Here is a 22,687-nt window from a genome sequence, read left to right on the forward strand (position 1 = left end):
AGGTGAATTAGCAGATGTTAGATTTTTCCGTTCTGGAGCCTTATATACCGCTTTTGGCAACCGCTGTCTGGATTACGCTTAAATTTACTTTCTTCTCTACGATTATGGGTTTTTTCGGCGGCTTTATCCTGGCGCTGATAACCTTGTCCAAGAACAGAGTGCTTTCCTTCCTGGCGAAGGTTTATATTTCGGTCTTCCGCGGTACACCGCTTTTAGTACAGCTGATGCTGATTTACTTTGCGACACCGCAGCTGACGAGCTATACTATTTCTGCTTTGGAGGCAGGCGTGCTTTCCTTTGGCCTGAACAGTGCCGCATATATTTCCGAAGCATTGCGCGGCGGCATTCTTGCTGTCGACAAAGGTCAGTGGGAGGGCGCAATGTCCTTGGGTGTGCCTAAGCATCGCTTCCTGCTGGATATTATTCTGCCGCAGGCTATTAAGAATGCTTTGCCTTCCCTGGTAAACGAAAGCATTATGCTGCTGAAGGATTCCAGCCTTGTTTCCGTTATCGGTGTTGCCGATACGCTGCGTTGGGCGGATCTGATTCAGGCCAAAACCTTCCGTGCGTTTGAAGCCTTTATCGTAGCTGCTGCTGTTTATTATGTTTTGGTTATGGCCCTGAACTTTTTGGGCGGTTTGTTAGAAAAGAAGGTGCGCGTCAGTGATTGAGATTCAACACCTGTCTAAAAGCTTTGGTAATTTAGAGGTCCTTAAGGATGTTTCCCTGACAATAAAAAAAGGTGAGGTTGTGACTATTATCGGTTCTTCCGGTTCAGGAAAATCTACGCTGTTGCGTTGTATTAATTTGCTGGAGCAGCCTACCGGCGGAGCGATTTTATTCGAAGGTAAGGACATCGTAAATTCCAAAATTAAAATTGAAGATATCCGCAAGAATGCCTGCATGGTGTTTCAGCATTTTAATCTTTTTGCCAATATGACTGTTCTGGAGAATATGACCTACGCTCCCCGCGTAGTCAACGGTCTGTCCAAGCAGGAGGCCAAAGAAAAGGCTATGAAGCTGTTGGCCAAGGTTAATCTTTCCGACAAAGCCAATGAATATCCCAGCCGTCTGAGCGGCGGCCAGAAGCAGCGTGTAGCGATTGCGCGTGCTTTGGCGATGGAGCCGAAGGTGCTGCTTTTGGACGAGCCTACATCCGCACTTGACCCGGAAATGGTCAAGGAGGTACTGGATGTTATCAAGCAACTGGCCAATACCGGTATTACCATGGTTCTGGTTACCCATGAAATGGGTTTTGCCAAGGACGTATCTGATACAGTTTATTTTATGGACGGCGGTTACCTGATTGAAAGCGGTACGCCGGATGAAGTATTCAATCATCCGAAAACGGAACGCGCGAAGAAGTTCCTTGCTTCTGTTTTGGTATAAGGATATACGAATGAAAATATTTATAATTAATCCTGACTTTGGGGTTACTCCTGAGCAGATGGCAGCACGCTGTCATCTGCTCAGTGCGCATGTAGGTCCTGATGTGGAGCTGCACATGGAGTGCCTTGTTGAAAATCATATCGAAATTGATTCTGCTCTGGATGCTGCGCTTGCGGCACCTGAGATTATCAAAATGGCCGTGCGTGCGGAAAGCGAAGGCTATGATGCAGTCGTGCTGTACTGCTTTAGTGATCCCGCGGTGGATGCCTGCCGTGAGGTGGTAAGCATACCAGTAGTTGGCGGTGGTCAGGCGAGCTGTCTTCTGGCTCCGCTTGTAGGCAGGCAGGCCGGACTTTTGCTGGCAGATACGACACGCTATGCAGAAAAGCAGCTTTTTGTCGCTCAGTGCGGCGTTGATCCTGCGCGTATTGCTGCAATCGGCGGCATTGAGGCCCGCGGTGTCGATTTGTGGGCAGAGCGTGAGCGAGTGCTGGACCTGCTTACAGAAGCCGGCAAAAATTTGCTGGTGGCAGGCAGAGTGCATGTACTGCTTTTGGGTTGCTTATCCTTTTTAGGTTTGGCGCACCCGCTCAGTGAGCGTCTTGGCGTTCCGGTTGTTGACCCGGCGGTGGCACCGGTGGCGCTGGCAGAATGCCTTGTGCGCCAGGGGCTAAAAACAAGCCGCAAGGCTTATCCTGCGCCGCCGTTGCGTAAACGGACGTGGCAGAGCGGCCAATTATAAACAGCTTGCTTTTCCATAGGAAATAGTGTAAGATAATATCAGTACTAAAATCTTAAGAAGAGAGGTTACTGTTTTAATGAAAAAGAGCTTATTGACTTTGATTATGGCTTTGGTTATGGCTTTAGCTTGCGCAACCAGCGCTTTTGCGGAAGATTTGGGTTATGTAAATGTTGAACGTGTTTTCCGTAGCTATCCTGATATTCAGACTACTATGAGTGTTATTAATTTGGAGCGCCAAAAGGCTGAAAATGAATTCAACCAAAAGGCTCCGAACCTTGATGACAAGGGCAGACGTGAGCTGGGAGAAAAATTATCTGCTCAGGTAGATAAGAAGGAAGCTTCCCTGCTGAATCCTATTCGCGAAAAAATCCGCAAAACTATTGGCCAGGTAGCAAAGGCTCATGGTATTAATAATGTAGTTGATGCCAGTGCTGTTGTATTCGGCGGCAAGGACCTGACTGAAGAAGTTATCGCTGCTGTTGCTCAAGGCAAATAAAAACTATCGTTATTGAAGGCTGTCGCAGGCAAGCGACAGCCTTTTTTAATGAGTGTGTTATAATAAAAGTAAATTTGGTGTGAGGTGAAGCAGATGGCGCATTGTCCCTTTGATTTTGTAAATGACGGGAAAAAACATACTATCTGCCTTGTCGGTGGCGGCGGTAAAACGACGGTTATGTATGAGCTGGCAGCGGCTTGGGCAGCCTGCGGACGCAAGGTGCTGGTGCTGACGAGTACGCATATCCTGCAGCCTGCGGACGGCAGCTTTGCTGCTGATGCAGCAGCGGTACACAGCTTATGGCAGCAGGGGTGTTATGCTGTTATCGGTACACCGGAGCTGTCAACAGGTAAGCTGACAGCACCGCCGCAAGGCTTGTATAACGAGCTGCAGCTGCAGGCTGACGTGATTTTGTGTGAAGCCGACGGTTCCAGACATAAGCCTTGCAAGGCACCGGCAGCGCATGAGCCTGTGCTTTTGCCTGACTGTGATATGGTACTGGCTGTTGCAGGCATGGACGCCTTGGGCCGCCAGCTGGCGCAGGCTTGCCAGCGTCCACAGCTGGCGGCAGAGCTTTTGGGCTGCAGCTTAGATTCTGTCATTGATGAACAAATGCTGACTGCTTTGTTGCTTTCAGAGCAGGGAGCACGCAAAAATGTCGGTACACGTGCTTATTATATTGTATTGAATAAATGTGACCTGCTAAAAGCAGCGCAACAGGAAGAAATACGTCGGCTGTTAGTGAGTGCAGGCATGGACGAGCGAAAAATATGGCTTCGTGGAAGGGGAGAATAGCAAATGCTGAAGATTATTGTACGCGGTGGCGGTGACCTGGCAACAGGCGTTATCCATCGCTTGTGGGGAGCAGGCTTTAAGGTGCTGGTTCTGGAATGCGCCAAGCCTGCGGCGATTCGTCGACAGGTAGCGCTGTGCGAAGCGGTGTATCAGGGCAGCGCTCAGGTAGAAGGACTGACTGCACGTCAGATAAACTCACTGGCGGAGGCAGACGCTGTCTGGGAGCATGATGAAGTTCCGGTGCTGGTTGATGAAGCAGCGGATAGTGTGCGTGCTTTTGCGCCTGATATTGTGATTGATGCGATTATCGCCAAGCGCAACTTGGGAACAAACAGTGCCATGGCACCGCTGGTTATTGCTTTAGGCCCCGGCTTCAGCGTGGGCGCAGATGTCGACGTAATTGTAGAAACGAAGCGCGGTCATAATCTGGGACGCATTATCCGCAGCGGCAGTGCTGCACCTAACAGCGGTGTGCCCGGGAATATCGCAGGCTATAGCAAGGAGCGTGTGCTGCACGCACCCTGCGCAGGCGTTCTGCACGTTGTTCATGATATAGGCAGCATTGTGGAAAAGGGCGAAACTATTGCAACTATTACCGACGGCGCTAATCAGGTGGCGGTAAAGGCAACTCTCTCCGGTCTGATTCGCGGCATGATTCGCGATGGCTTTGCTGTTACCAAGGGCTTTAAAATTGCTGATATTGACCCGCGTAAGGAGGAGCTGGCCAACTGCTTTACAATTTCGGATAAGGCGCGCTGCATTGCCGGCAGCGTCCTGGAATTAGTTTGCCGTTATGCACAGGAGAAAGAAAAATGAAGCATCTGATGAAAAGAATACGCTCGCAGGCTTTGGGCTCACGGCCTTGTTATCTTGTTACACTTATTGAGAGTGAAGGCTCTACTCCGCGTACCAGCGGCGCCTATATGCTGGTCGGAGCAAAGGGTTTGCTTTACGGAACCATTGGCGGCGGCGGTATGGAATACGCAGCGCAGCAGCTGGCACAGCAGCGTCTGCGCTGCGGTGGCGGCAGCTTTGTCAAAGCGTTTGACCTTTCTCCGGCAGCAGGCATGGCCTGTGGCGGCAGCTGTCAGGTACAGTTCTGCTATCTGCCTGCGGAGGAGAAAACGCTGGATTTGGCAGAAGAAGCTCTTAGTGCAATGAAGCAACGTGCTCCTTGGTGGTTTTTACTGCCTTTGGGTGAGGGCAATGCATTACCGCAAATAAAAAAGGACCTGCAGCTTGCAGGTCGCAGAGGTGTAATCAATATAGATGGCTGCACTTATTATGCAGAGCAGTTTGATTATGACGGTGCGGTTTATGTTTTCGGCGCAGGTCATGTTGCGCGTGAGCTGGTGCCGCTTTTGTGCCATCTCGGGTTTAAATGCATCGTCCTGGACGATAGGGAAGAGTTTGCGGACGCCGCAGCCTTTCCGCAGGCGGAGCATGTGCAGCAGGTTGATTTTACTAAGCTGCAGGAGGTCTGCAGCCTGACGGCAAAGGATTATGCGGTAGTTATGACGCGCGGTCACGTGCATGACGCTAATGTGGAGCGCTATCTGTTGACTACGCCTGTCGGTTATATCGGCATTATGGGTAGCAAAAATAAAGCTGCCATGGCCAGAGCAGCTTTGCTGGCAGATGGCTACAGCGAGCAGCAGCTCGCTCGTGTGATTACGCCCATTGGAATCGACATAGGCAGTGAAACGCCGGCGGAGATTGCGGTGAGTATAGCAGCACAGTTAATCCAAACTAGGGCAGAACGCGTTTCAGAACGTGGATAAAGCACCGTGTACTTCATCAGGAGAGCCTCGACGTACTGGGAGTACGCCGTCGGCCCTCCTTCGTCGTCTCCGGTACCTTCTCCGCGTTCTGTTAATAGGTAAAGGGGAAGAAATTTTATATATGCTTTGGTGTAGCAGCAGTATGGGAGTACGCCGTCGGTGCTCCTTCTTCGTCTCTGATACCTTCTCCGCGTTCTGCTGATGAGGTAAATGTATTGTCCCACATACTTCATCTATATAAAAAAGAGCACCTCAACGTAGCAAAAGTACGTCGTAGGTGCTCGTTTTTATATCATTATCTTAAATTGCGAACGAAAAATGCTATCTGATAAAATTTATACGGATTTTTCCTGTAATCTTCTTTACAATATTGCCTGATATGCGATAAAATAGATGCATGAAAAAATGAAGGGGTGCTTATATGTCTAAGTTTGTTAAACTGTCTGAGGAAGCCTATAAGTTTGAAGGCAAGCTGTCTTTGAGCTCGGCTATTCCTTTAGGTCTGCAGCATGTTTTGGCAATGTTTGTCGGCAATCTTACACCGGTTCTGATTATTGGCGGTGCCTGCGGTATTGTCGGCGGTGCCGGTTTTGAACAGCTGCAGGTTGTTTTGATTCAGAATGCTATGATTGTTGCAGGTCTGGTAACATTGCTGCAATTATATTCCGTTGGTCCCTGCGGTGGCAAGGTGCCTATTATCATGGGTACAAGCTCCGGCTTTATCGGCGTGTTTGCCGGTATCGTTGCAACCTTGGGCAGCGGTGTTGTCGCCTATGGCGCGATTATGGGTGCCTCGATTATTGGCGGTGTTTTTGAAGCAGTGCTTGGTCTTGTGCTCAAGCGCATCCGTCGCTTCTTCCCGCCTGTTGTCTGTGGTACCGTTGTACTGTCTATCGGTCTGTCGCTGATTTCCGTAGGTATCAATTCCTTTGGCGGCGGCTTCAAGACGAAGGACTTCGGTTCTATCGAAAACCTGTTGCTTGGTTTGTTTGTGCTTTGCGTTATTCTTTTCTTTAAGCATGGCACTAAGGGATTTTTGAGCTCTTCTTCCATTCTGCTTGGTATTATCGCCGGCTATATTGCTGCGATTTTCATGGGCTTTGTACTGCCTACAACCGCAGTTACGCCTGACGGAGTGGAATACACCAAATCCTGGGTATTGCATTGGGATAAGGTAGCGAACGCTTCCTGGTTCGCTGTGCCTCAGCTTATGCCGGTTGATATCGTATTTGATATGCGTGCTATTATGCCGGTATTGATTATGTTTGTTGTTACCGCAGTTGAAACTGTCGGTGATATTTCCGCAGTTGTTGAAAGCGGTCTGAACCGTGAAGCTACCGATAAGGAATTGTCCGGCGGCGTTATTTGTGACGGCATTGGCTCTGCTATTGCTGCTGTCTTCGGCGTACTGCCTAATACTTCCTTCTCTCAGAATGTTGGTCTGGTTGCGATGACGAAGATTGTTAACCGTTTTGCTTTGGCAACCGGTGCGGTATTCCTGATTCTCTGCGGCCTGATTCCGAAGCTGGGCGCTTTGGTTTCCATTATGCCGCAATCCGTTCTGGGCGGCGCTGCTGTAATGATGTTCTCCTCGATTGTTGTCAGCGGTATTCAGCTGGTTACCAAGGATAAGCTCAATCCGCGCAGCCTGACGATTATTTCCGTTGCCTTAGGCGTTGGCTACGGCATGGGCGCTACACCCGGCATTCTTGCACACTGCCCGGAGGCTATGCGCATGATGTTCGGTGAATCCGGCATTGTTCCGGCAGCCTTTGTAGCAATTCTGCTGAATGTTATTCTGAATAGGGGCGAAGACGCTCAAGCTTAGTTTTATCCTGCTGGGTATCGATATCCAGCAGTTCGTTGATATCCTGAACCGGTACTTTTACTACCAGTTCAGGATATTTTTTTGTCAGTACGGAACCACCTTTATCCTGCGGCAGCTGCTGCAGCTCGTCGGCAAATCTTGCAGGGAAGATGATAGGATTGCCGGGAGTTTCTTTGTAATACAGGCGATGGATTTTTTGCGGCTGTGTTGAAAAGCTTTCAGCAAGACGTATAAGCGAAGCCTGTTGTAAAAGCGGCTGGTCGCCAACGGCGAAGAGCAGGCCCTCGGCCTGAGGCAGATGCTGCTCTATATAAGCTGTGCCCAAGCGCACTGTGTCGCTCAGATAGGGCTTGTCGTGCAGCAGGCAGGGGATTTGCTGTTGCTCGCAGATTTTTGCAACCTCCTTGTGGCGTGTAACAACGATACGCTTGGCGAAAAGTCCTTGGCTGATATCAAGGATGTGCTGCAGCATGGGCGCTCCGTCGATGGCTGTCAGCAGCTTGTTGGCACCGAAGCGGCGGCCTACGCCAGACGCCAGGATGATGCAGGCTATTGTAGAAAATTTTTCGTTCATAGGTCTACCTCACGGTTTTGATTATATATATCTTTATTATAAATCTGAAAGCAGGAGCTAACAAGCGGGGGAATGCCGGTTAGCGGAAGAAGATATTTTATCCGCAAAAACAAAAAAACTCTGTAACCGAAGTTACAGAGTTTAGTTTCAAGTGGTGGCCCTGGCAGGATTCGAACCTGCGACCTTTTGATTCGTAGTCAAACGCTCTATCCAACTGAGCTACAGAGTCACATCAGCGTTGCTGCTGTTTCAAGCAACAATGATATTATAGCGAAAAGTACGCTTCTTGTCAACACTTTTTTGAAATTATTTTTTAGATTTTTTGCCGACAGCTTTTTCTTTGGCAACAGGCTGATGTTTTTCCAGCCAGCCACAGTAAATGAAGAAGCCTAAGGCAACGAGGAAGAAGCCTAAGCTGGTTGCCTGAGCGGACTTCAGTCCGAACATCCAAGGTTCGGCGTAATCACCGCGCAGCATTTCCAAAAAGAAGCGGACTACGGAATAAAGCATGGCGTACATGCATAAAGCCTGACCGCGAGCGTGCTTCGTGGTGCGGAACAAAAGCAACAAAGCAAAAATGACGATATCCAGCTGACCTTCCCAAACCTCTGCCGGCCACAGGGGTACGGGGCCGTAGGTTTTGTAGGCCAGCGTGCCTTCCGGGTACAGAATACCGAAGCTACCGCCGGTAGGTGTGCCGAAGGCGTCACCGTTGAGCAGGTTGGCCATGCGTCCGATGGACTGACCGATAAGCAGAGAAGGCGAAATGATATCCGCCAGAGCTACCCAGTCGATGTCATGCATTTTGCAGTAAACTATGCCTGCCGCAATGCCTGCCAGCATACCGCCTTGCACGGCCATACCACCCTGCCAGACGAAGGGGATTTCCAGCAGATGATGGCTGTAGTAATCCCAGTCGAAGAAGAAAACATCCCACAGCCTGCCGCCGATGAGACCGGCAAAGCCGCCGTAGATACCGATGTCTAAAATGTGCTCGTGCCAGCGTCCGTCTTGCTTAGCCAAAAAGTAGGCAGTGCCGGTAGCTAAAAATATTGCTGTACAGAGCATCAGACCATACATGCGTATGGGAAAATCGCCGATAAAAAAGAGATATTGATGCATTATGGATAAAGCCTCCTAAAAAATCTAACTAATATTTTAACACATTCCGGCATTTTTATCAGCGAAAAAGTTGTGATTTCTTTATTCGCCGTGTTTATTGTCTTTAACGGTAAATATAGTATTGAGTGACATGTTGCTTATGTCATTATCCACAGCGTCAATATTATGATATAATGAGGGAAGCGATATGAGCTTTATGGAAGCAAAAATAGAGAAAGAAGGTCTGTAAATGATGAAGGCATTGACTTATATTGAACACGGTAAGTTTGCTCTGCAGGAAAAGGCCAAGCCGCAGCTTGTTTCTGCGCGTGATGCTATTGTGCGCGTAACCTTGGGAAGCATCTGCACCAGTGATTTGCACATTAAACATGGTTCGGTACCTCGTGCTGTGCCGGGAATTACCGTGGGCCATGAAATGGTGGGGGTGGTAGAAGCGGTCGGCGCTGACGTAAAAACCGTTAAGCCCGGTAACCGCGTGACGGTAAATGTAGAAACGTTCTGCGGCGAATGCTTCTTCTGCAAGAAGGGCTTTGTCAATAATTGCACCGATCCTCATGGCGGCTGGGCGCTTGGCTGCCGCATTGACGGCGGACAGGCGGAATTTGTGCGTGTACCCTATGCCGATCAGGGCCTTAACAAAATTCCTGACAATGTCAGCGATGAGCAGGCGCTTTTTGTAGGCGATATTCTTGCTACCGGCTTTTGGGCAACACGTATTTCGGAAATCACCGAGGAGGATACCGTGCTGATTATCGGTGCCGGTCCGACTGGTATTTGCACCCTGCTGTGCGTTATGCTGAAGCAGCCGAAGCGCATTATCATCTGTGAGAAGGATGCTGACAGAGCGGAGTTTGTCAGAAAGTATTATCCCGATGTACTGCTTTGCGAGCCTGCGGAATGCGAAGCGTTTGTCATGAAGCATTCCGACCATGGCGGTGCGGACGTTGTTTTGGAGGTTGCCGGCGGTCGCGATACCTTCCAGCTCGCGTGGAAATGTGCGTGTCCGAACGCTATTGTGACGGTTGTGGCGCTTTATGATGAAGCACAGAGCCTGCCTCTGCCCGATATGTACGGCAAGAACCTTATTTTCAAAACCGGTGGCGTGGATGGCTGTGATTGTGCGGAGATTCTGCGCCTGATTGAAGAAGGCAAAATTGATACCACGCCGCTGATTACGCATCGCTTCAAGCTGGCGGATATCGAGGAGGCTTACCGAATTTTCGAAAACAGATTAGACGGAGTTATCAAGATAGCGATTAGCGAGTGATTTTTTGCAAAGCATGCTATAAGAGGGGCGATTTTATGATTAAGCATATAACAACAACACCAGCAAAGGCCTTAGAAAAATTAAAAGCAGGCAATGCCAGATATATTGATGCCAAGGTCAACAATAAGGATATTTCGCAGGCCAGGAGAACGGAAACCCTGGTTAACGGGCAGAAGCCTTATGCGATTATTATTACCTGCTCTGATTCCCGCGTAATTCCGGAGAATATTTTTATGACAGGCATCGGCGAGCTGTTTGTAATCCGCATTGCCGGTAATGTGATTGATGAACATCAGCTGGGCAGTATCGAATACGCTGCCAGTCATCTGGGAGCACCACTGATTGTTGTTATGGGGCATACGCATTGCGGTGCGGTGCATGCTGCAATCAATCATGATCCGGAGGGCTATATCAAATTTATTACGGATAAAATCAAAGCAGCGATTGGCGACGAGTGCGACCCGTATAAGGCTGCCTGCCTGAATGTCAAAAGCTGTGAAGCGGAAATCGAAGCAAGCTTAGAGATTCAAAAGGTTGAGCATCAGGAAGGCCTGCGCGTTATCGGTGCTATGTATCATCTGGAGAATGGTGTGGTAGATTTTATCTAAAGCAGATTATTTTGGACTGCCTTGAGCTTAGCGTCTTGAGGCAGTTCTTTTTTGTAACTTAATTTCTCAAAATTCACAATAATACGCTTGACAGAACAGCACCTTAATTGTATTATGTATACATAATACAGATTTCGATTAAAAGCAGCTTTTACACGCTTTTGGAGAAGGAGGCAAATGTATTATGCGTAAAGAACACGACTTTTTAGGTGAATTAGAAATTCCTGATAATGCATATTATGGTGTACAGACCATGCGCGCCATGGAAAATTTCCAAATTACAGGCTATACTGCCGATCCGCTTTTTATCAAAGCCTTGGGTATGGTAAAAAAGGCTGCGGCCTTAGCCAATATGAAAATCGGTCTTTTAGATGAAAAAATCGGCAATGCTATGGTGCAGGCCTGCGATGATATCATCAGCGGCAAGCTGAACGACCAGTTCCCGACCGATCCTATTCAGGGCGGTGCAGGAACATCCTTCAATATGAATACGAACGAAGTAATCTGCAACCGTGCTTTGGAAATTCTCGGCCGTCCGCGCGGCGATTATAATTATATCAGCCCTAATAACCATGCCAATATGTCGCAGTCCACTAACGATGTTATTCCTACATCCATCCGTGTCTGCGCTCTAATGCGTGCTGAACAGCTCATTATTGCCTTGGAAAACCTGGCAGATTCCTTCGATAAGAAGGGCGAGGAATTCAAGGATGTGCTGAAAATCGGCCGTACCCATCTGCAGGATGCTGTGCCTATTACCTTAGGCCTGGAGTTTAAAGCCTTTGCTTCCTCCATGCGCAGACGCAGTAACTATATCCGCCGCAGTTGCGAGCTGCTGCACACCATGAACATGGGCGCAACAGCAGTCGGCACCGGCCTGAATGCCGATCCGGAATATATCAAAGAAGTTTGCGAGCAGCTTACGCTGGTTACCGGCGAGAGCTTCACTACCGCGGACAATCTTGTTGATGCTACCAGTAACACGGATATCTTCACCGATTTGTCCTCCAGCTTGAAAACATCGGCGCTTTCCTTGATTAAAATTTCCAATGACCTGCGTCTGATGGCCTCCGGTCCGAGGGCAGGCTTCTGCGAAATTACGTTGCCGCCGCGCCAGCCCGGTTCCTCTATCATGCCTGGTAAGGTTAACCCCGTTATCCCCGAAGTAGTGGACCAGACCTGCTATCAGGTAATTGCCAACGATTTGGCTGTGGCCTTCGGTGTAGAAAACGGCCAGTTCCAGCTTAATGTTATGGAGCCTGTGATGGCTTATAATATTTTCAATTCCTTACGTTTCCTGACCAATGCCGTTAATACGCTGCGTACCCGCTGCGTAGACGGAATCAAGGCTAACCGCGCTCAATGTGCGGAATGGCTGGATAAGAGCGTGGGCATTGTTACTGCGCTGCTGCCGCATATCGGTTACGAAACCTGCTCCGTTTTGGCGAAGGAGGCGCTGGCAACCAACAGAAACATTAAGGACCTGCTCATAGAACGCAAGGTGCTGAGTAAAGAGGATTTGGATGTTATCCTTGCTCCTGCGGAAATGACCAGACCGGGTATTGCCGGTAAGGAGCTTTTGAAGAAGATTCATGAGTCCAGAGAAGAACTGGTGTAAAGCACAAGAGAGCAGTTCTGTTATAACAGTAGAATAAAAGCAAAAGCTGCAGCTATGCTCCTGAGTACGGGAGCAGGCTGCAGCTTTTTTTGTTTGAGCTTGGGAAAGTTTGTTGCTTAGCATAAGAAAATTTCTTCTGTCCTACCCGAAATCATGCTTTGGGGTGGGGTGAAAAGAGCTTCTTGTTGCTATAATTATAATGACAGAAACTAATTTAGGAGGTCGATGAATATGCGTATTCATAAGAAATTATTTTCCTGCTTATCCTTATTTTTACTTTGCCTCGTGTGCTTGCTTGCAGATGCTCCCAAGGTTCGGGCAGCAGAATTTCTGACTGCTGATAATGGAACATTTCTCTATATGAACAGCAGAGAGCTGGAAATCAGTGATGAGGAGGAAGGAGTGCAATTCTTTCTTGCTGATGATGGCACTCTGCAGCTGATGAACAAAAATACTAAAGATGTTTATAAGACATTTGTTCCTGCGGAGCAGGGAATGGTTGGCTATAGGGTGCGGGATGTTTTTACAGCAAATCCGGAAAATATATTTTTTGAAATAAATGCTACTATTGGCGCTCATGAGCAGAACTGCGGTTATTGGCTTATCGGTAAGGAAAACGGACAATGGGTGACCTATGTAACCTTGGAAGATTTGGCTAAAAACGGTTATGCCATTGACCAATGGCGGCAAATTGTAACCAAGATTAACACGGACGGCAGCGGACGTTTTATTTTGCTTAGTCAGTATGAGTATATGCCTCCGGAAGCTACCTTCGGCATGCAGAGAAGATATTTCACGGATTTGCAGCTGGAGCTTTTGTGGGATGATGCTGCGCAAGGATTTGCTATGCGCAGATTGTAATGTTCATAGGAAGATCGCGGGCATTGGTTAAAAAAGTGCATATTACGTTAAAATAAAACAAATAACTGAAAATACAAAGTGAAAATATAGGTTGTTTATATTATAACTTTATAAAATAAACTTGATAATAGTGAAGAAATGCACTATAATGAAATTGTACATAGCGTGCAGTCATCCCCAATGCGCATGCCTAAATATGTATACCTTGTTCATATGCATTCTGTTCCAATTTGCCTGGATTTTTCCAGGCTGTTTTTTTTATTAATGAGGCTTATAAAATTTTTATTTATTTCTTTAAATCACAAGTTTATTCACAAAGTGGAATTTATATGATAGAATCATCTTAGGAGTATTTTAACTAAAGTTACTGGTTATACAGAACGTTTTAAGTAGGTGATTTTGTGGGAAATGGATTAGTATTTTCGTCAAAAGCTATAGTGGTAGTTTTTCTTTTGCCTGCGTTCGCCTGTGCTGTATTGGCAGATAGACAACAACAAATTATTGCTCATAAGGAGCAAAAGCAAGCTTCCAAACGCGCTGAATATGATCTGCAGCATGGCGTTAGTCAGTCTATGGCTAAAAGTGCAACAGTGAGGTCGTTAGGAGGCTTTTATTTTGCCTAAGGAAAAATTTGGCAGGTTGTGCATTCCGCGCCAGAATATGGCTATTAATTTATTTGGATTGATGGAGTTTAATGGTATGAAAATTATTGTGCTTACCATAAACGTATTGAAAAAATAAGCAGAGTAAAGTTATGTTGTAGATGTGCTGGTTACTATAAGAGGAGTTGTGAGATGTTAGAGAAGGAAACACTTTTAAAACTTCATTGGAGAGGGAGTGAATTCAATAACTATGTTCTGCTTATTGTTTTTGCTTTGTTCGCAATATTTTTTATAAAAAATGCAATGTTAGATGATTCTGCAGAAATTGAAAGATTAAAAAAAGAATTATATAAAATAGAGTACGTTTCAGATTTAACAGTAAAAATAGAAAAGCGAGATTTTGACGGAAGAGAATTCGTTGTTGAAAAACCTACATGGTTAACACAGACTTCTCCTGATAAATATGAATCGAATAGTAAAAGTGCAAAGCTTATACGGCACAATAAATCCACTAAGGAAAAAAAGGATATATTAGAAATCTATAATAAAAGTTTAGAAAAAAACGGCTGGCTGAAGAAAAATGATTTGCAATATGAAAAATCAAATATGATCCTTGAGTTAAGCAATTTTCATGTGAAATCAGGAACAACTGAATGGAATATCTTAATGAAAACAAAATGAAATTTATGTAATCTACTACAATGAGTTGCGCAATTGAATTATACGTTAAATGTGTGGCTGATTTTACTATATGAGGGAGGTTAATTAAATGGCCAGATTGAAACAAGGAGATGTTTTAGAGGTTGTTATAGACAAGTATCAAAATAAGGGTTACTTAATTTACTTAGCAAAGCATATACCTATAGGATTTAAGATGTTTGGACTATATGCTGTAAAGCCAACTGTACAAGGATGTAGTATTAAAGAAATAGAGAATGGAAAAATAATATCTACGATAATGATATTTGAAGATAAAATTTGGAGAAAAATTGGTAAACTAAACATAAAAGATTTTGTTTGGCCTGATCAGTACGAGAGAGATTTGGATGATAACAATAAATATATTATTTATCATTGGGGAGATGGTGAAGATAAAAGAATAATTAAAGCTGTAGAAAAAGAATCAGATTTAGGTTTGGCGCAGATAGGCTCTACGTTTTTCCCCGCTGGTGCGTTGAAATTCTATAGAGATAAATTAAGAGAATTAGGATTGTATAATATACCTGAAGAAGAAAACATTGATGCTAATAATAAACAAGATGATTTTGATGGATTATATGGTGATGTATATTATAGTGCCAAAAAAACGTTAGCTAATACAAAAATGAATATTTTAATTAACATGAAGAAAAAATATCAATCAGAATTACTCTTTCCGGATACAGCATTACAATTTTATATGGGTATGCTAAAAGCGCAAATAGAAGCGCACTGTGTTGACAATGAGGTAGTTGAATGTTACAGACTGCTTGTAAATCAGGAAAAAGATTATCTGAAACAAGAAGAGTGGTTAAATGAACAAGTAATGAAGATTAATAATGATCTGAAGAAACCGGATAAATCTAGGGAAAATTGACTCAGTGAGGAATTTAAAAGGAAGTTGCTTGTAGAGTGTGTAAAATGCCACGAAAAATATATATAATTCGTGACAAACAATTTGCTATTTGCTAATATCAGGATGTTATAATGATTACTTTAATTGTTGATGGAGAAAGTTAGGATTTTTCTAGCTTTTTAGCTATCAGTAACAATAGATAATATATTAGCTAAAACTTGCAAAAAACAACACTTTTGGGATAAAATATTAGCTATGAATATGTTTGACTTTTTGGAAGCTACCCCGGATGAGATTAATAAAGGAATTGCAGCTCGCGTTCGTACTGTACGCAAACGACGCAAAATTTCGCAGGTTAAATTAAGTGAGAAATCAGGAGTAAGCTTAGGATCTGTGAAGCGCTTTGAGAGTACAGGTGAAATTTCCTTATTATCTCTGACTAAAATTGCTATCGCATTGAATGTTGAACAAGAGCTGAAGCAGCTTTTCAGCAACGTGCCTTATATGTCACTTGAGGAGATAGAAAATGAAAGAAATCAACAAGATTAAGGTATTTTATAATGATAAGATTCATGTATGAAGGGATATCTTGGATGTTGCGAAGAAGCTGGGTATGAATCTTAAGCTGGCTGAAGATATAGCGCAATAGGTTCAGGTTTGTGTCGAAGATGATTTAGGAGAATTTATTTTAAAAAGATAAAATATCATGAAAGTAAAAGCCTAATGAGTTACGCAAATAATGTGAACTCATTAGGCTTTATTTTTTCTGAATTTACACAAGTTAATCTCGTTGGTAGCGCTAAAGGTCTACCTTTCAGTAGCAAAACTTCGTGAACGGGAATTTTTAGGATTTAAACGTCCAAAATCGCTTGTTGGCGGTCTGAATTTGTCTTAAATTTGGTGTTTTAGTATCATCAGTTTATTTTTCACAAAAAATTTAAGTAGTTTACTCTCATACTGGTATTAAATTAGTAAAAATCTGTTATACCATACCAGAAAGCAGAGAAAAAACAATTAATTCTTCTTGCTTTTCCTAAATTGCCAAACGGAGCAAGCACTGTAATAATCAAAATGAAATATTGGTGAGTGACTAAATCTGATTATTGATTGCACAAAATGTCCCGAATAATATACAATAAACGGGACAAAGTGTTTGATGCTTTTGAATATACTCAGGTTGTAAGAAGGTGATTGAAACTCCGTTAATAGGTAATGCTATTGGCAAGATCAAGAAATTCTGTTGAAAAAATGTCCCGAATAATATATAATATTCGGGACAAAGGAGGCGAGCATAATGGCAAAAGGATTCTCGAAACAGATTCAAGATAGAATTAGCAATGCAAACTATGGTGCAGTTTTTGTGAATTCTGATTTTGCTGATATTGCTGAGCCAGAAACGATTAGACGAAATCTGAATAGATTAACACAGGCTGGGATATTACGTAGAATACTAAAAGGTGTATATGAAAAACCAAAGTACAGCAAGCTACTTGATGAATATGTAGCTGTTTCTCCGGACGCTGTAGCAAAAGCATTGGCACGAAGTTATCATTGGACTATTGCGCCATGTGGAAATACAGCTCTTAATTTGTTGGGAATTTCGACACAGGTAACAGCAGTTTGGTCATACATCAGCGATGGACCTTATAAGACATATGAATGGAACTCTACAAAATTGGAGTTTAAGCATAGAACTAACAAGGAGATTACAGGCCTATCCTATATGACGAGCTTGGTGATTCAAGCACTAAAAACTTTGGGTAAATCAAATGTAACGCCGGATATCATACAGACACTTTCTGAAAAGCTATCTGATGACGAAAAACAAGCCTGCCTGAAAGAGGCAACAGAAGCTACGGATTGGGTTTATGATACGATACGTAAAATGTGTGGAGGTGGCACTCAATGATAAATGTAGCAAGATTGCCGGAAAGTGATCGGAGAGAACTGTTTCGAAATACTGCAGATAAAATGGGATTGAATGATACCATCGTAGAAAAAGATTTTTGGGTATGTTTTACGCTTGATTATCTTTTCCATCGCTGTCCGTGGAAAGATTCTATTACGTTTAAAGGTGGCACCAGTCTTTCCAAGGCATTCAACCTGATCAGCCGTTTTTCAGAAGACATAGATCTTATTTTGGATTGGCGTGTGCTAGGGTATGGCAAGGATGAACCATGGGAAGAGCGCTCTAAAACAAAACAGGATTCTTTTAACAAAGAAGCAAATGCAAGGGCAGAGGTTTTTCTGGCAGAACAGTTTTGTCCTGTTATTCAAGCAGAGATTTCTAAGGAGCTTGACTGTGAGGCGAATATATACATAGATGAAAAAGACAAACAGACAGTTATTTTTGCTTATCCGCACTTGTTTACGAATCCGGCGACATTGCAGGTAATTCGTTTAGAGATAGGTGCACTGGCAGCTTGGACACCTGCAAAAATTGCTCAGATAGAGTCATATGCTGCGATATATTATCCAAAAATTTTTGAGCAAAAGGATACAGCAATACTGACTGTTGCGCCGGAGCGGACTTTTTGGGAGAAGGCAACAATTTTGCACCATGAAGCCCACAGACCTGAAAGTTCGGAAATGCCGCAGCGTTATTCACGGCATTACTATGACCTGTATCGTATGTCAATGTCATCTGTGAAGGAAGTTGCTTTTGCGCAGTTGGAATTATTAAAAACAGTAGTGGATTTCAAAATGAAGTTTTATCCAAGGGCTTGGGCAAAGTATCAGGAAGCTATACCGGGAACCTTGAAGCTGGTTCCTCCGGAGTATCGCTTTAGGGCTTTAGCTGCTGACTATGAAGCAATGAAAGATATGCTGTATGGCGATATTCCAACATTTGAAACAGTTATGAATGCAGTGCATCAATTGGAAAGAGAAATTAACGCACTGTAATGACGCTGAAAGGAGCTTGCCGATTATGAGTATAGATAAGGTAACAGATTTATCTGCGTGGATGCAAAAAAGAAGAACTGATTTAAGAAATTTAACACCGGAAGCAAGAACCTATAAACGTACTCGTGGCAGGGTAAGGACTCCTGAGGAGAAGAAAGCATTGGTTTTGGCTGCCGGTAAAGCGTGGAATGAATGGCTTAGTTCCGGTAAGCTGGTAAAGACAGATAAAGGATACGAATTATACAAGATATAGACAAGAATATGGAAAGGCCTAATGAGTTACGCAAATGATGTGAACTCATTAGGCTTTATTTTTTTGATGCCCATATAAAAGTAAGTAGTCGCACTCGTCAATTAGTATTTTAGCCGTGATTTTATTAAAATTTTCGCCTTTTCTATAAAAATTTTATATTTTCTCCCATCATCCTACCAGAAATAGGGGGTTGGGGTGGGGTGTAGAAGACTATTGAGTGCTATACTTACGGTAACGAAGATGTTGCATCTTAATTCAAGGGAGGCTTTCAATATGAAGTTTTTGGCTAAGATGAAAGAAAAACAAATGCAAAGAAAAATCAGCGGTATTCTTTGTGGACTGCTGTGCGCCGGAGGGGTACTGGTAATTCCGAGCGCATGGGCAGATAATTATTTTGGTGATAATGGCAAGACTTATATGGTAACAGGTGCTAATGTTTTGCTGGACTCTGGTAATTATGATGCTGTTTACGGTGGTTATAATAATACAAATGTGTCTCCGCCGGAAGTCTTTAAAAACAATGTTACTATTACCGGTACTGTTGAAACTAACATCGTATGTGGTGCATATTCTTTTTATGGTAATGTCAGAGAGAATACTGTAACGATTAGCGGTAATACTTTGGGGAATGTTGTGTGTGGTGGTGGCACCGGTGCTGCAGACGCTATGAAAAACCATGTTATCATTGAAGCTAATAGCGAAGTAAACGGTATAGTATATGGTGGTAAAGGTGTCACAAGCAGCAAGGAAAACGATGTAACGATTAGCGACAGTACCATCAATAAAACTGTATATGGTGGTTATGCAGATAATGATAATAATGGCAGTGCTGAAAAAAACAATGTTACAATTAGCGCTGGAAGCAAAGTAAGTGGTAGTATTTATGGAGGCTATGCTAATCATAACGCCAACGAAAATAAGGTAAGCTTTAGTAATGTTGCTGAGGTTGGCGAAAATGTTTTTGGTGGTTATTCTTTAAAAGCTGATAGCAAAAAGAATGAAGTAACAATCAATGGTGGGAGCGTAGTAACCGCTAATGTTGCCGGTGGTGTTGCTGTAAAAGGTAATAGCGAAGGCAATACTGTCAGGATTATCAAGAGCAGTGCTGCTAATGTATGTGGAGGAAAAGGCGACACAAATAGTAAGGAAAATAGCGTAGGGATTAGCGAAGGTACAATTAAAGATACTGTATATGGTGGTTATGCAGATAATGATAATAATAGCAGTGCTGAAAAAAACAATGTTACAATTAGTGCTGGAAGCAAAGTAAGTGGTAGTATTTATGGAGGCTATGCTAATCATAACGCCAACGAAAATAAGGTAAGCTTTAGTAATGTTGCTGAGGTTGGCGAAAATGTTTTTGGTGGTTATTCTTTAAAAGCTGATAGCAAAAAGAATGAAGTAACAATCAATGGTGGGAGCGTAGTAACCGCTAATGTTGCCGGTGGTGTTGCTGTAAAAGGTAATAGCGAAGGCAATACTGTCAGGATTATCAAGAGCAGTGCTGCTAATGTATGTGGAGGAAAAGGCGACACAAATAGTAAGGAAAATAGCGTAGGGATTAGCGAAGGTACAATTAAAGATACTGTATATGGTGGTTATGCAGATAATGATAATAATAGCAGTGCTGAAAAAAACAATGTTACAATTGGTGCTGGAAGCGTAATTATGAGTAATGTATATGGAGGCTATGCTATTCAGAACACCAATGAGAACAAGGTAAGAGTTACTAATGCTTCTAAGGTTAAACTTAGTGTAGCTGGTGGTTATTCAGAGCAAGGTGACAGCAAAAAGAATGAAGTAACAATCGAGGGTGCTGGTGTTGTAACCGAATATGTTGCCGGTGGCGTAGCTGTAGCAGGAATTAGCGAGGGCAACAAAGTAAATATTGCCCATAGTAGTGTTAATGAGAATGTTTATGGCGGTTATGGAGCTAAAGATAGCATTGGTAATATTATAAGCATCACAGATGGCAGTAGCGTTAATAAAAATGTTTATGGCGGTTATTCCTTTAAAGGCAACAGCCTGGATAATACTGTAACTATTGATAATAGTACTGTTAATGAAAATGTCTATGGTGGTTATATGGAAAGCGACGGTGCTATATCTGAAAAAATCCAAAATAATAAAGTCATTTTCAAAAATGGTGCGAAAATCAAGGGTGATGTTTACGGTGGCTATGATAATCTGAGTAAAGCCAATATTACCAACAACACTCTGGAAGTAGTTGGAAAAGGCAACGAAGCAAAAAGCATTCAAAATTTTGATAAGCTCAACTTCTTTATCACCAAAGATCTTGTTGCTAACGATACTATGCTGAAAGTAACAGGTACTGCTCTTATCAATAACGCAGAGATTAAGGCTGGCGTAGAGCTTGGTACTAAATTAAACGAAAATGATAAAATCAACCTGATTACTGCAGGCGCACTAAAGGCTGAAAATATCACAACAGGAACCTTGACTGATGGCTTAATCTCAATTGATCAGGGAATACAGGTTACTGTTGGAACTGATGGCAATAAGTTAGTCGGAGTTATCAATGGCACAACACCTCCGGGTGGCGGTGGCACAACACCTCCGGGTGGCGGTGGCACAACACCTCCGGGCGGCGGTGGCACAACTCCTGGTGTCGGTAGCCTTTATGCTGATGCTGACGCAAAATCTCCAGTTGAAACACAGTCCGCTGCGCTCACTATGCTGAATCTGGGACATGATTTGTTGACAACTGCAGGCTATGAAAACGCTGCATTGGCTGTTGACGGTGAGGAAGAAGGTTCCGTTAATCCGTTTATCACCATGAGCGCTAACAATCAAAAGCTCGATACCGGTTCTCACGTTGACCTCAAAGCATGGAACATGAACCTTGGCTTTGCAAAGAAAATCAACAACAATACCGGTAAGCTGTTAATTGCGCCTGTTATTGAATACGGTCGCGGCAGCTACGACTCCTATCTCGACAATGGTACGCACGGCGATGGCGATGCACACTTCTGGGGTGCAGGCCTGATGGCTAAGCAGCTCAATGATGATGGCCTCTATTATGAAGGCTCCCTGCGTGCAGGCAGAATGAGCACCGATTATCAATCTGCTGTTGCAGGCGGCATCAAATACGACAGCAATGCAACCTATTACGCAGCACATCTTGGCATGGGTAAAGTTGTTCAGCTGAACGATAAGGATACCCTTGACTACTACGGCAAGCTGTTCTACACTCGTCAACAGGGTGATAAGGTTACTGTAGGCACTGGCGCAACCTATGATTTCGATGCTACAACCTCTCTGCGTACTCGTCTTGGTGCAAGATATACGCATCAACTTAGCGATAAGAACGCTTTTTATGCGGGCTTGGCATGGCAGCATGAATTTGACGGTGAATCTAATGCGATTGTAGCAACAACCCTTGGCTCTGCTTCCGCACCTGCTCCTTCCATGAAGGGCGATACCGGTATTATGGAGCTTGGCTGGAGAGTTAATAACTCCGACAAATTCGAACTGGGCCTTGGTGTTAACGGCTCTGTTGGTAAGCAAAAGGGTGTAGGCTTCAACCTGAGCCTCAACTTCAGCTTCTGATAAAGACTCAAGAATAAAAATATAGCATTAGTCTAGGGAATCTTTAAGTATAAGTAATGGACTAACGCAGATTTACAGAGAAAGCCATGTTTTACTGATTTTCGGTAAGACATGGCTTTTCAAATATGAAAATTATTGATTGGCATAGGGGGATTAAGATACCAAAATAGATATTTTCCGTACAAAAATCTGATAACAGAGCATCAGAGTTATAGAGCGCTACCTTTCAGTCGCAAAACTTTTAGCTGATTTTCTCCTTTCTACGCACAAAAAAACCGCATAACAAGATGCGGTTTGTGCTTGCTTTACATTTATACAATAAAAAACGCTGATGCATAAGCATCAGCGTTAACTTCTGGTAGCGCTAAAGGGAATCGAACCCTTGATTTCGCCTTGAGAGGGCGACGTCTTAGCCGCTTGACCATAGCGCCATTTGGCTCCGGGACTAGGACTCGAACCCAGACCGAATGATCCAGAGTCACTTGTGCTACCATTACACCATCCCGGAGTAGCAGTTCTTTTTGAGCACGCTCATCAGAACAATAACGATTATAGCAGAAGGATAAGGATTGGTCAAGTACTTTTTTGAAAAAAATATAATTTTTTTCAAAAAAGTTGGCAGAAGACGGGCAACGTTTGTTTGAATTATAGATTGACGCATATGCTTTAGCATGATAAAATCAAGATAATACAATGATTATATAACAGTGAATAAATATTCG

The 22,687-nt window shown here is 43.9% G+C and carries 23 protein-coding genes and 3 tRNA genes; 21 read left to right on the forward strand and 5 right to left on the reverse strand.

The genetic code is table 11. The features are described from left to right. Window positions 1-14 precede the first annotated feature (14 nt). From Q0G26_RS02295 to Q0G26_RS02330, 8 genes are all read left to right on the forward strand, one after another. Window positions 15-671, forward strand: a complete 657-nt coding sequence (locus Q0G26_RS02295; protein ID WP_249747942.1) for an amino acid ABC transporter permease — start codon at window positions 15-17, stop codon at window positions 669-671. Continuing rightward, entirely contained in the window at window positions 664-1,389 is a 726-nt protein-coding gene (locus tag Q0G26_RS02300) for an amino acid ABC transporter ATP-binding protein (protein ID WP_009146220.1), read from the forward strand. Before Q0G26_RS02295 ends, Q0G26_RS02300 begins: the two co-directional genes overlap by 8 nt. A gap of 10 nt (window positions 1,390-1,399) precedes the next feature. Further along, window positions 1,400-2,131 carry an aspartate/glutamate racemase family protein gene (locus Q0G26_RS02305; RefSeq protein WP_293828208.1) on the forward strand — a complete coding sequence of 244 codons (732 nt, stop codon included), beginning with the start codon at window positions 1,400-1,402 and terminating at the stop codon, window positions 2,129-2,131. Between the two features lie 76 nt (window positions 2,132-2,207). Continuing rightward, complete coding sequence (locus Q0G26_RS02310; protein WP_293828210.1) at window positions 2,208-2,627, forward strand: OmpH family outer membrane protein; 420 nt, start codon at window positions 2,208-2,210, stop codon at window positions 2,625-2,627. A gap of 93 nt (window positions 2,628-2,720) precedes the next feature. Then, a complete protein-coding gene (gene yqeC / locus Q0G26_RS02315) occupies window positions 2,721-3,422 on the forward strand; it encodes a selenium cofactor biosynthesis protein YqeC (protein ID WP_293828215.1) in 702 nt (233 codons plus the stop codon). A 3-nt stretch (window positions 3,423-3,425) separates the two neighbouring features. After that, window positions 3,426-4,238: a selenium-dependent molybdenum cofactor biosynthesis protein YqeB gene (yqeB, locus tag Q0G26_RS02320; protein ID WP_293828217.1), complete on the forward strand. Its 813-nt coding sequence runs from the start codon at window positions 3,426-3,428 to the stop codon at window positions 4,236-4,238. Further along, complete coding sequence (locus tag Q0G26_RS02325) at window positions 4,235-5,203, forward strand: XdhC/CoxI family protein (protein WP_293828219.1); 969 nt, start codon at window positions 4,235-4,237, stop codon at window positions 5,201-5,203. The genes yqeB and Q0G26_RS02325 overlap by 4 nt, the downstream gene beginning before the upstream one ends. Window positions 5,204-5,624: 421 nt before the next feature. Beyond that, window positions 5,625-7,031 carry a nucleobase:cation symporter-2 family protein gene (locus Q0G26_RS02330; protein ID WP_293828221.1) on the forward strand — a complete coding sequence of 469 codons (1,407 nt, stop codon included), beginning with the start codon at window positions 5,625-5,627 and terminating at the stop codon, window positions 7,029-7,031. Here the strand turns inward: Q0G26_RS02330 and Q0G26_RS02335 are convergent. From Q0G26_RS02335 to lgt, 3 genes are all read right to left on the reverse strand, one after another. Further along, the gene (locus tag Q0G26_RS02335; RefSeq protein WP_293828223.1) at window positions 6,997-7,605 is read right to left on the reverse strand and encodes a nucleotidyltransferase family protein; all 609 of its coding nucleotides are present in this window, start codon (window positions 7,603-7,605) and stop codon (window positions 6,997-6,999) included. The genes Q0G26_RS02330 and Q0G26_RS02335 overlap by 35 nt on opposite strands. A 152-nt stretch (window positions 7,606-7,757) precedes the next feature. Beyond that, window positions 7,758-7,834, reverse strand: a tRNA-Arg gene (locus tag Q0G26_RS02340). A 77-nt stretch (window positions 7,835-7,911) separates the two neighbouring features. Beyond that, complete coding sequence (gene lgt, locus Q0G26_RS02345; protein ID WP_293828225.1) at window positions 7,912-8,727, reverse strand: prolipoprotein diacylglyceryl transferase; 816 nt, start codon at window positions 8,725-8,727, stop codon at window positions 7,912-7,914. 232 nt (window positions 8,728-8,959) lie between these two features. Here lgt and Q0G26_RS02350 point away from each other — a divergent pair, with 232 nt between their 5' ends. From Q0G26_RS02350 to Q0G26_RS02410, 13 genes are all read left to right on the forward strand, one after another. Further along, window positions 8,960-9,994, forward strand: coding sequence for an alcohol dehydrogenase (locus Q0G26_RS02350; protein ID WP_366517723.1), 1,035 nt, complete (start codon window positions 8,960-8,962; stop codon window positions 9,992-9,994). Between the two features lie 35 nt (window positions 9,995-10,029). Then, window positions 10,030-10,602: a carbonic anhydrase gene (locus Q0G26_RS02355; protein ID WP_293828229.1), complete on the forward strand. Its 573-nt coding sequence runs from the start codon at window positions 10,030-10,032 to the stop codon at window positions 10,600-10,602. 184 nt (window positions 10,603-10,786) lie between these two features. Then, window positions 10,787-12,220: an aspartate ammonia-lyase gene (locus tag Q0G26_RS02360; protein WP_009146231.1), complete on the forward strand. Its 1,434-nt coding sequence runs from the start codon at window positions 10,787-10,789 to the stop codon at window positions 12,218-12,220. 231 nt (window positions 12,221-12,451) lie between these two features. Further along, window positions 12,452-13,081 (forward strand): hypothetical protein, encoded by a 630-nt coding sequence (locus tag Q0G26_RS02365; protein WP_293828231.1) that lies wholly within the window; start codon window positions 12,452-12,454, stop codon window positions 13,079-13,081. A 401-nt stretch (window positions 13,082-13,482) separates the two neighbouring features. Further along, window positions 13,483-13,704: a hypothetical protein gene (locus Q0G26_RS02370; protein WP_293828233.1), complete on the forward strand. Its 222-nt coding sequence runs from the start codon at window positions 13,483-13,485 to the stop codon at window positions 13,702-13,704. After that, window positions 13,697-13,822, forward strand: a complete 126-nt coding sequence (locus Q0G26_RS02375) for a hypothetical protein (protein WP_293828235.1) — start codon at window positions 13,697-13,699, stop codon at window positions 13,820-13,822. The genes Q0G26_RS02370 and Q0G26_RS02375 overlap by 8 nt, the downstream gene beginning before the upstream one ends. 53 nt (window positions 13,823-13,875) lie before the next feature. Beyond that, a complete protein-coding gene (locus Q0G26_RS02380; protein ID WP_293828237.1) occupies window positions 13,876-14,364 on the forward strand; it encodes a hypothetical protein in 489 nt (162 codons plus the stop codon). Window positions 14,365-14,452: 88 nt separating this feature from the next. Continuing rightward, entirely contained in the window at window positions 14,453-15,259 is an 807-nt protein-coding gene (locus Q0G26_RS02385; RefSeq protein ID WP_293828239.1) for a hypothetical protein, read from the forward strand. A 240-nt stretch (window positions 15,260-15,499) separates the two neighbouring features. Beyond that, entirely contained in the window at window positions 15,500-15,787 is a 288-nt protein-coding gene (locus Q0G26_RS02390; protein ID WP_366517724.1) for a helix-turn-helix transcriptional regulator, read from the forward strand. A 745-nt stretch (window positions 15,788-16,532) separates the two neighbouring features. Beyond that, window positions 16,533-17,147 carry a DUF6088 family protein gene (locus Q0G26_RS02395; protein WP_293828243.1) on the forward strand — a complete coding sequence of 205 codons (615 nt, stop codon included), beginning with the start codon at window positions 16,533-16,535 and terminating at the stop codon, window positions 17,145-17,147. Beyond that, complete coding sequence (locus Q0G26_RS02400) at window positions 17,144-18,142, forward strand: nucleotidyl transferase AbiEii/AbiGii toxin family protein (RefSeq protein WP_293828245.1); 999 nt, start codon at window positions 17,144-17,146, stop codon at window positions 18,140-18,142. The genes Q0G26_RS02395 and Q0G26_RS02400 overlap by 4 nt, the downstream gene beginning before the upstream one ends. 25 nt (window positions 18,143-18,167) lie before the next feature. Next, window positions 18,168-18,395 (forward strand): hypothetical protein, encoded by a 228-nt coding sequence (locus tag Q0G26_RS02405; protein WP_293828247.1) that lies wholly within the window; start codon window positions 18,168-18,170, stop codon window positions 18,393-18,395. 273 nt (window positions 18,396-18,668) lie between these two features. Continuing rightward, on the forward strand, window positions 18,669-21,965 hold the full coding sequence (locus Q0G26_RS02410; protein ID WP_293828249.1) for an autotransporter outer membrane beta-barrel domain-containing protein: 3,297 nt from the start codon (window positions 18,669-18,671) through the stop codon (window positions 21,963-21,965). 356 nt (window positions 21,966-22,321) lie between these two features. Here the strand turns inward: Q0G26_RS02410 and Q0G26_RS02415 are convergent. Both Q0G26_RS02415 and Q0G26_RS02420 read right to left on the reverse strand, forming a co-directional pair. Beyond that, window positions 22,322-22,396, reverse strand: a tRNA-Glu gene (locus Q0G26_RS02415). A 3-nt stretch (window positions 22,397-22,399) separates the two neighbouring features. Next, window positions 22,400-22,473: transfer RNA gene (locus Q0G26_RS02420), tRNA-Gln, on the reverse strand. Window positions 22,474-22,687 lie beyond the last annotated feature (214 nt).

It is taken from the genome of uncultured Phascolarctobacterium sp. (genome assembly GCF_934190775.1).
GTDB lineage: Bacteria > Bacillota > Negativicutes > Acidaminococcales > Acidaminococcaceae > Phascolarctobacterium_A.